The following is a 9491-nucleotide window of genomic DNA, read 5'->3' on the forward strand; positions in this document are numbered from 1 at the left end:
CTCCCGGACACGGAGCGGGACCGCGGTCCTTCGTCATCGGGCGACGGCCGGACGGGCGACTTGACGGCGAATCTGATTAGCCGCCATATTACTTCCATGGCACAGCAGCACGAAGCCGGCAGCGGCGCACCCACGCTCGACCAGGCCCGCCGCCAGCTCTCCCGGTACGGCCTGTCGGCCGACCCGCAGGCGGTCCTCGTCGCGGCGCGACTGATGGCCGCCGGGTCCCGGCTCGGCCAGGCCGGCGAGGCGCACTTCGCGCGCTTCGGCCTGTCCACCGGCCGCTACCGACTGCTGGCCGAACTGGAGGACCACGGCGGCGAGAAGTCGCCCTCCCAACTGGCGGCCGCGCTCGGGGTGTCCCGGGCGACCGTGACCGGCCTGGTCGACGGGCTGGAACGGGACGGCCTGGTCGCCCGGCGCCCGTCCACCGAGGACGGGCGGGCCAACGTCGTGGTGCTCACCGCGCGCGGCGCGCGACGGCTGCGCGACATGGCACCCGAGCACTTCGAGCGGATGCAGGCGATGGTCGGCGGCCTCTCGGTCGAGGAGCGCACGCTCTTCCTCGACCTGTTGGCCCGACTGGTCGAGGGCATGTCCGCCCTGACCGACGACTGACCCGGACCTCCCACCGGACCACTCCCCCGCCGGCCGCCGAGGCCGCGGACAAGAACCCCCACGCCCCGATAGTTAGCCACCTGAGCACTTATAGTTAGCCTCCTAATCACCTGGAGCCCGCTCATGCCCATCACCACACCCACCGAGCAGCGGCCGCCGGCCGCCCCCGCCACCGCCCCGCCGCCCTTCGTGCTCTGGCGCGAGGTGCTGGTCTCCTACGCGGCGCCCGCCGTCATGGCCGGGATCGGCGGCTTCGCCACCGGCCAGCAGGAGCTCAAGATCGCGGCCGTCACCACCATCGCCGGCACCTCGGCCCTGGTCGCCGCCCTGGTCGGCGCCCGGCACCGGCGGCGCCCGGCGGACTCCTGGGCGGAGCGCGGACCGCGCCCGCTCGTCACCGCCCTGTTCGGCCTCGGCGCCGCCGCCCTCGCCCTGGCCGTCGGCATGGCGGGCGCACAGCTGCTGCCCCGGATCCCCGCCCTGGCCGACAGCCCCTGGCCGGGACGGCTCCGCTTCGACCTTCCGGTCTCCGCCGCGATCGCGGCGACCGCGATCACCTGGCGCTGGCGCGGCACCCGCCCCCGGCGCCGCCGGGCCCGCTGAACGGCAGAGCCCGACCCGGCCCGACCCCGCACCACCACCACGAGAAGAGAGAGACCCACCGTGATCACCATCATGGGCGCATCCGGCGCCACCGGCGGCGCCACCCTGCGCAGCCTCACCACCCAGGGCGTCCCCGTCCGCGCGCTCAGCCGCGACCCCGGCCTGCTGCCGGCCGGCCTGGACCCGCGCACCCGGCCCCTGGTCGAAGCGGTCTTCGCCGACGCCGACGACCCGGAGTCGCTGCGCACCGCCTTCAAGGGGACGAGTCAGCTCTTCCTGACCATGGCCAACGGCCCGCGCCAGGTCGAGTACGAGCTGCGCGCCGTCGAGCTCGCCGTGCGCGCCGGAGTCGGGCACATCGTCAAGGTCTCCGCGCCCGCCGCCGAACCGCACTCCCCGGTCGCGGTCTCCCGCGGCCACCACCTGGTCGAGGAGCGGCTGCGCGCCCACGGAGTCACCAGCACCGTGCTGCGACCGTACGCGTTCATGCAGAAGCTGCTGCTGCTCGCCCCGGGCATCGCGGCGGCGGGCACGATCCACGGCGCGATGGGCGCGGCCCGGTGCAACTACGTCGACTGCCGGGACATCGGCGACGTCGCGGCCGCGGTGCTCACCCGCCCGGAGGCGGCCGGCGGCAGCCTCGCACTCACCGGCGGCCGGGCCTACAGCCACCTGGAGCTCGCCGGGCTGCTGAGCGACCTGCTCGGCCGGCCGGTCGGCTACGTCGATCTGCCGCCCGGGGAGCTGCACGCCCACCTGGTCGCCCGGGCCGGGATGCCGGACTGGCTGGCCGCCCACGTGGTGGAGATCCAGCGGCTCGCCGTCGAGCGCCCGGAGGCCCCGGACGACGCGGCCACCCGGCTGACCGGACGGCCTCCGCGCACCCTGGAGGCGTTCCTCCAGGAGCACGCCGAGCAGTTCCGCCACCCCTTCCACTGATCCCCCGCACGACCCGACGGGCCCGCCGCACCCCCGCGCGGCGGGCCCGTCGCCCCTCGGGAGCAGCATTCGATGTGGCGTGGATCACGGTCGGAAAATCGACCTGACGGTCCGTCAAAACGACTGACAGTTCGTCACATGTGATCCCCGGGGCATCAGTTGTGAGCTGACTTGGCGTCAGATTCGGCCACTACCGGGCCAGTTGGGCGGAGTGTCGGCCGATCCGCTGTTCACCGCCCCGGGCTACCATCGGTCGGGTTGTCCGCTCCGGCCCCGGAGTGGGGTCACCCGGACAGGCGAGTGCTCCCACCGCCCCCAAGGGTCGGACATCGATCGGGACGGGGCGAGGACAAGGAGCGCACGGCAGTCATGACAGCCGAACCCAGCCTGGAACCGGGCCCGGACGCCGCCCGGCAGCCGGCCGCCGAGCGACCGAACGCCCAGCTGCCGGACGAGCAGCCCGCCGCCACCGGCCGGACCGACGCCGAGCAGGCCGAGAAGCAGGCCCGCTACCCCGGCCGCCCGGCCGCCGCCCCGCGCACCCTGATCGACATCCTCGACGCGGCCGCCCGGCAGCACCCCGCCGAGCCCGCGCTCGACGACGGCCGCACCGTGCTCAGCTACCGCGCCCTGGCCGCCGAGGTCGAGCAGCTGCGCCGCCGCCTCGCCGCCGCCGGCATCGGCCGCGGCGACCGGGTCGGCGTCCGCGTGCCCTCCGGCACCAACGACCTCTACGTCTCCGTGCTCGCGGTGCTCGCCGCCGGCGCCGCCTACGTCCCGGTGGACGCCGAGGACCCGGACGAGCGCGCCCAGCTGGTCTTCGAGGAGGCCGCCGTCGCCGCCGTGCTCGGCGCCGAGCGCGCGCTCACCCCGGTCGGCCCGGCCCGCCCGCCGCTGACCGACCAGCCGCTCGCCGACCGGTCCGCCGCCGCGCAGCGCCCCACTCCGGCGGACGACGCCTGGATCATCTTCACCTCCGGCTCCACCGGCCGCCCCAAGGGCGTCGCCGTCACCCACCGCAACGCCGCCGCCTTCGTCGACGCCGAGGCCGCGCTCTTCCTCCAGGACGAGCCGATCGGCCCCGGCGACCGGGTGATGGCCGGCCTGTCCGTCGCCTTCGACGCCTCCTGCGAGGAGATGTGGCTGGCCTGGCGGCACGGCGCCTGCCTGGTGCCCGTCCCCCGTTCCCAGGTGCGCTCCGGCGCCGACCTCGGCCCCTGGCTGGCCGAGCAGGAGATCACCGTGGTCTCCACCGTGCCGACGCTGGCCGCGCTCTGGCCGGCCGAGGCGCTCAACGAGGTCCGGCTGCTGATCTTCGGCGGCGAGGCCTGCCCGCCCGAGCTGGTCCAGCGCGTGGTCACCGAGGGCCGCGAGGTGTGGAACACCTACGGCCCCACCGAGGCCACCGTGGTCGCCTGCGCGGCGCTGCTCACCGGCGAGGGCCCGGTGCGGATCGGCCTGCCGCTGGACGGCTGGGACCTCGTCGTGGTCGACGAGGCCGGCGAGCCGGTCGCGCCCGGCGGCACCGGCCAGCTGGTGATCGGCGGCGTCGGCCTGGCCCGCTACCTGGACCCGGAGAAGGACGCCGAGAAGTACGCGCCGCTGCCCTCGATGGGCTGGGAGCGCGCCTACCGCAGCGGCGACCTCGTCCAGGCCGACCCGGCGGGCCTGCTCTTCCTGGGCCGCGCCGACGAGCAGATCAAGCTCGGCGGCCGGCGGATCGAGCTCGGCGAGGTCGATGCCGCGCTCCAGGCGCTGCCCGGTGTCGCCGGCGCGGCCGCGGCCGTGCGCACCGCGCGCGGCGGCAACCAGCTGCTGGTCGGCTACCTGGTGACCGGCGAGGGCTGGGACCGCGAGCAGGCGGTGCAGCGGCTGCGCGCCGAGCTGCCGGCCGCGCTCGTCCCGCTGCTGGCGCCGGTCGACACCCTGCCCACCCGCACCTCCGGCAAGGTGGACCGCAACGCGCTGCCCTGGCCGCTGCCCGACCTGGAGACCACCGGGCCGACCGAGCAGCTGTACGGCACCGAGGCCTGGCTGGCCGAGCAGTGGACGGAGATCCTCGGGGTCCCGGTGAGCGGCCCCCGGGAGGACTTCTTCGCGATCGGCGGCGGCAGCCTGGCCGCCGCCCGGCTGACCACCCTGCTGCGCACCCGCTACCCGAACGCAGCGGTGCTGGACATCTACCAGCAGCCGACGCTGCGCAAGCTCGCCCGCCACCTGGAGCGCACCGCGGCCGAGACCGGCGAGGCCCGGACGATCGAGCCGGTGCCGACCCGCGCCAAGCTGCTCCAGCTGCTCCTGCTGGTCCCGCTGTTCACCGTGGTCGGCCTGCGCTGGACGGTGGCCCTGCTGGCGCTCGGCAACCTGCTCTCCCACCTGGACGGCTACGCCTGGGCGCCGACCGCCTCCTGGTGGGCGGTCGGCGCGGGCGCGGCGGTGCTGTTCACCCCGGCGGGCCGGCTCGCCCTCGCGGCCGGCGGGGCCCGGCTGCTGCTGCGCGGCCTGCGCCCGGGCAGCTACCCGCGCGGCGGCGGCGTCCACCTGCGGCTGTGGGCCGCCGAGCGGCTGGCCGAGGTGAGCGGGGCGACCTCGCTCTCCGGCTCCTGGCTGGTCCGCTACGCGCGGGCGCTCGGCGCCAAGGTCGGCGAGGAGGTGGACCTGCACTCGCTGCCGCCGGTGACCGGCATGCTCAAGCTGGGCCGGGGCTGCGCGGTGGAGGCCGAGGTGGACCTCAACGGCTACTGGCTGGACGGCGACCGGCTGGAGGTCGGGCAGCTCAAGGTCGGCTCGGGTGCCGTGGTCGGCACCCGCTCGACCCTGCTGCCGGGCGCCCGGGTCGGCAAGCGGGCCCAGGTGGTGGCCGGCTCCAGCGTCACCGGGCACGTCCCGACCGGCCAGCGCTGGGGCGGCGCGCCCGCCGTCAAACTGGGCCGCGCCGAGCGGAGCTGGCCCAAGGAGCGCCCGGCGCGCCGGGCCCGCTGGTCCGCGCTGTTCGGGGTCAGCGGTGCGGCGCTGAGCCTGCTGCCGGTGCTGCCCGCGGTGGCCGGCCTGGCGGTGCTCGCCCCCTTCGTCGACCCGGCGGACGGCCTGGGCGGCGCGCTCGGCGGCGCCCTGCTCGGCCTGCTGCCGGCCACCCTGGCGTTCGGTCTGGTCTACGCGGCGCAGTTGGTCGCGGCGGTGCGGCTGCTGTCGGTCGGCCTGGAGCCCGGTGTCCATCCGCTGCACGGCCGGGTCGGCTGGCAGGCCTGGACGGTGATGCAGCTGATGGACCAGGCCCGGGAGATCCTCTTCCCGCTGTACGCGGGTCTGGTGACCCCGCTGTGGCTGCGGGCGCTGGGCATGCGGGTCGGCAGGCACGCGGAGGTGTCCACGGTGCTGGCGCTGCCGAGCCTGACCACGGTCGGTGACGGCGCGTTCCTGGCCGACGACACCCTGATGGCGCCGTACGAGCTGGGCGGCGGCTGGGTGCGCCTGGGTGAGGCGAAGGTCGGCGACCGGGCGTTCCTGGGCAACTCGGGGATGACCGCGCCGGGCCGCTCGGTGCCCAAGCGCGGCCTGGTGGGCGTGCTGTCGGCGACGCCGGAGAAGGCGAAGAAGGGCGGCTCGTACCTGGGCATGCCACCGGTGCGGCTGCCGCGCTCGGCCGACCGGGCGGACCAGAGCCTGACCTACGAGCCGCCGGCGCGGCTGCTGTGGGCGCGCGGCCTGGTCGAGGTGGGCCGGCTGCTGCCGGTGCTGGCCTCGGGGGCGCTGGGCGCGCTGACGCTGGCGGCGCTGTCCTGGCTGTCCCGGGCGTGGTCCCCGCTGGCGGCGGCGCTGGTGTCCGGGGCGGTGCTGCTGGCGGCCGGTACGGCGGCGTGCGCGGTGGCGGTGGCGGCGAAGTGGCTGCTGGTCGGCCGGTTCCGGGCGGTGGAGCACCCGCTGTGGAGCGGCTTCGTGTGGCGCAACGAGCTGGCGGACACCTTCGTGGAGGTGCTGGCGGTGCCGTGGCTGGTGGGCGCGGTGCCGGGTACGCCGGTGCTGAACCTGTGGCTGCGGGCGCTCGGCGCGAAGGTCGGGCACGGCGTGTGGTGCGAGAGCTACTGGCTGCCGGAGGCGGACCTCGTCACGCTCGGTGACGGGGTTTCGATCAACCGGGGCTGCGTGGTGCAGACCCACCTCTTCCACGACCGGATCATGCGGATGGATACTGTCGTCCTCCGCGAGGGCGCCACCCTGGGGCCCGGCGGCATCGTGCTGCCCGGCAGCACGGTGGGCGCGCGCAGCACGCTGGGCCCGGCCTCGCTGGTGATGCGCGCCGAGTCCGTGCCCGCCGACAGCCGGTGGCTCGGCAACCCGATCGAGGTGTGGCAGGCCACCTCCTGACCGCCGTCCCCCGGGGGCCGGCCGGGGTCCGCCCCGTCCGGCCCCCGGGCGTCCGCCCTCCCGTCCCCGACCCCCGCCCGCCCGTCGCCGTCCCCCGTCCAGTCCCGTGTTTCCAGGAGCGTACGACCCGGTGAACCCCCGCCCGGCGCAGTCCCCGCAGCCCCCGCAGCCCGTCGCCCCGCCGGACCCCTACTTCCCGAACAGCGGTGATCCGCGCTACCGGGTGCACCGCTACGAGCTCGCGCTGGACTACCGGCCGGGCCCGAACCGGCTGGGCGGCACCGCCCGGCTGAGCGCCGTCGCCGTGACCGCGCTGACGGAGTTCGCGCTGGACCTCGCCGAGTTCCGGATCGGCCGGGTGCTGGTGGACGGCAAGGCGGCCCGCTACACCCACCGGGCGGGCAAGCTGCGGATCCGTCCGGCGAAGGCGCTGTCGGCCGGCGCGGCGTTCACCGTCGACGTGCACTACACCGGCAATCCCCGGCCGGTGCGCAGCCCGTGGGGCGGCCTGGGCTGGGAGGAGCTGACCGACGGCGCGCTGGTGGCCAGCCAGCCGGTCGGGGCGCCCTCCTGGTTCCCGTGCAACGACCGGCCCGCGGACAAGGCGACGTACCAGATCGCGGTCACCACGCCGTCCCCGTACGCGGTGGTGGTGGGCGGTCGGCTGCTGACCCGGACCACCGGCTCGTCCAGCACGACCTGGGTGTACGAGCAGTCGGCGCCGACCTCGACGTACCTGGTGACGGTCTCGATCGGCCAGTACCGGCAGGTGGTGCTGGCCGAGCACCCGCAGGTGCCGCAGAGCGGGTTCGTGCCGGAGCGGCTGGCGGGCGCGTTCGCCGCGGACTTCGGGCGGCAGCCGAAGATGATGGCCTACTTCGGGGAGGTGTTCGGCCCGTACCCGTTCGGCGAGTACACGGTGGTGGTGGCCGACGAGGAGCTGGACGTCCCGGTGGAGGCGCAGGGGGTGGCCACCTTCGGCACCAACCACGTGGGCGGCGGCTGGGAGCGGGAGCGGCTGGTCGCCCACGAGCTGGCGCACCAGTGGTTCGGCAACAGCGTGTCGATCGGCGACTGGAGCCACATCTGGCTGAACGAGGGGCTGGCGAAGTACGCGGAGTGGCTCTGGTCGGAGCGCTCCGGCGGGCCGGCGGCGGGCGCCAGGGCCGCGTACGCGCACCGGCTGCTGGCCGGGCTGCCGCAGGACCTCCGGCTGGCCGACCCGGGCCGCAAGCTGATGTTCGACGACCGGCTGTACCAGCGCGGCGGTCTGGTGGTGCACGCGCTGCGGCTGGCGCTCGGGGACACCGCCTTCTTCCGGATGCTCCGGGACTGGCCGGCGTTCCACCGGCACGGGGTGGTGACCACGGCGGACTTCCGCGCCCATGCCGCCCGCTACGCGCGGGAGCCGCTGGACGAGCTGTTCGACGCCTGGCTGTGGCGGCCGGAGCTGCCGCCGCTGCCGGCGGGCTGACCCGCCCTCCGCGGCCCGTCCCCGGGACCGGACGTGCGCAGATGTGCTCAGACGTGCTCGGGGACGGTGCGGTGCAGGCCCTTGCGGTCGTAGTAGCGGGTCATCGCGAAGCCGAAGAGCAGGGCCGCGACGGTGCCGATGCCGATCCAGACCCAGGCCCGGGTGAGACCGGCGTCGGCCCGGGCGTCGAAGAACAGGATGGCCCGCACGCCGTCGGTGAGCTGGCGCATCGGCTCGAACAGCGCGAGGAACCGGTAGAACGACGGCAGGGCGTCCAGCGGCACGGTCGCTCCGGAGGAGGGCAGGCCGAGCACGATGAACACGAACATGCTGACCAGCAGTCCGAGGCCGCCGAAGGCCGCGTTGATCGCCTGGACGCCGAGGCCGACCGCGCTGCTGGCGCAGACCGAGAAGACCCACAGCAGCGGCAGGTGCGCGGCGTCCATGTCGAGGATCACCACCCCGGCCAGCATGATCAGCGAGGAGGTGAGCAGCGACAGGCCCACCGACATCACGCACTTGACGGCGAGGGTGCTGCTGCGGCTGATCGGCACCACCGGGTGGCGGGCCCGCCAGGGGCCGACCTCGTTGTCGGCGTAGCCGAGCGCGACGTCGACGCCGTTGCCGATGATGTTGGCGCCGAAGAAGCCGGCCAGCACGAGCAGCAGGGTGTAGTAGAAGGCGGAGAGCCCGAGGCCGCTGCGGTTGCCGATCGGGTGGCCGACGGTGGTGCTGAGGGCGATCGGGTCGGCGATCAGCAGCCGGGCCGCGTCGTCCAGGCCCTGGGCCTGCGGGAGCGCGGTGAGCCGGGCGCCGAGGGTGAGCGAGGCCTGGTGGACGGCCTGCTGGCCGAGCTGGGCGGCGAACGAGGAGCCGAGGCTGCCGACGCCCGGGTTGGTGTACTGGAGCACGGTGGGGCGCGCGGGCTGGGCGCTCGCGCCGCCGAGGGCGGCGACGGTGTCGGTGAACCCGGGCGGGACCTGGAGCACCCCGTAGAGCTTGCCGGAGGCCAACTGCTCCCGCGCGGCGGCCTCGTCCAACCGCCGCCAGGAGACGGTGTCCCCCTGGCCGGGGGCCTCGGCGATGCCGGTGACCACCTGTTCGCCGAGGTTCTGCCGCTGTCCGGCGACCTCGGCGCCGCGGTCGGTGTTCACCAGGCCGATCGGCAGGTGGTGCAGGTCGGCGCGGGGGTCGAGGATGCCGCCTAGGTAGAGCAGCGACATCAGCAGGGCGAGCAGGCCGACCAGCACGGCCGGGACGGCCCAGACCCGCGGGTTGCGGAGCACCCGGCCCGCTCCGACGCCGGCGGGCGGCTCGGGCCGGCGCGGCTCGGGAAGGGTCGGCTCGCGGTGGGAGGGCATGACGCTCCGTGGGGTGGTCGGCGGTCAGACGGACCCTAGGAGCGGGGCGGGGGCGACGGGCGGCGCCACGCCGCCGGGGTCACCCGCCCGTACGGCGGCACGGGCGCGGCCCGGCCCCTCCGCCGAGGGGC

General features: G+C 75.7%; 6 protein-coding genes. 5 read left to right on the forward strand and 1 reads right to left on the reverse strand.

The window, feature by feature from the left end:
- The first annotated feature begins 96 nt into the window (after nt 1-96).
- The 5 genes from ACFU74_RS33720 (at nt 97) to ACFU74_RS33740 (ending at nt 7999) form a co-directional block, all read left to right on the forward strand.
- A complete protein-coding gene (locus ACFU74_RS33720; protein ID WP_380763782.1) occupies nt 97-618 on the forward strand; it encodes a MarR family winged helix-turn-helix transcriptional regulator in 522 nt (173 codons plus the stop codon).
- Between the two features lie 123 nt (nt 619-741).
- Nucleotides 742-1221 (forward strand): hypothetical protein, encoded by a 480-nt coding sequence (locus ACFU74_RS33725; RefSeq protein WP_380763784.1) that lies wholly within the window; start codon nt 742-744, stop codon nt 1219-1221.
- A 60-nt stretch (nt 1222-1281) separates the two neighbouring features.
- Nucleotides 1282-2160 carry an NmrA family NAD(P)-binding protein gene (locus ACFU74_RS33730; RefSeq protein WP_380763786.1) on the forward strand — a complete coding sequence of 293 codons (879 nt, stop codon included), beginning with the start codon at nt 1282-1284 and terminating at the stop codon, nt 2158-2160.
- Between the two features lie 369 nt (nt 2161-2529).
- Nucleotides 2530-6525 carry a Pls/PosA family non-ribosomal peptide synthetase gene (locus ACFU74_RS33735; RefSeq protein ID WP_380763788.1) on the forward strand — a complete coding sequence of 1332 codons (3996 nt, stop codon included), beginning with the start codon at nt 2530-2532 and terminating at the stop codon, nt 6523-6525.
- A 130-nt stretch (nt 6526-6655) separates the two neighbouring features.
- Complete coding sequence (locus ACFU74_RS33740; RefSeq protein ID WP_380763790.1) at nt 6656-7999, forward strand: M1 family metallopeptidase; 1344 nt, start codon at nt 6656-6658, stop codon at nt 7997-7999.
- Between the two features lie 47 nt (nt 8000-8046).
- On the opposite strand, the gene ACFU74_RS33745 is transcribed toward ACFU74_RS33740, so the two are convergent.
- Nucleotides 8047-9360 (reverse strand): YhgE/Pip domain-containing protein, encoded by a 1314-nt coding sequence (locus tag ACFU74_RS33745; RefSeq protein ID WP_380763792.1) that lies wholly within the window; start codon nt 9358-9360, stop codon nt 8047-8049.
- Nucleotides 9361-9491 lie beyond the last annotated feature (131 nt).

The organism is Kitasatospora sp. NPDC057500 (assembly GCF_042802195.1).
Taxonomy (GTDB): domain Bacteria; phylum Actinomycetota; class Actinomycetes; order Streptomycetales; family Streptomycetaceae; genus Kitasatospora.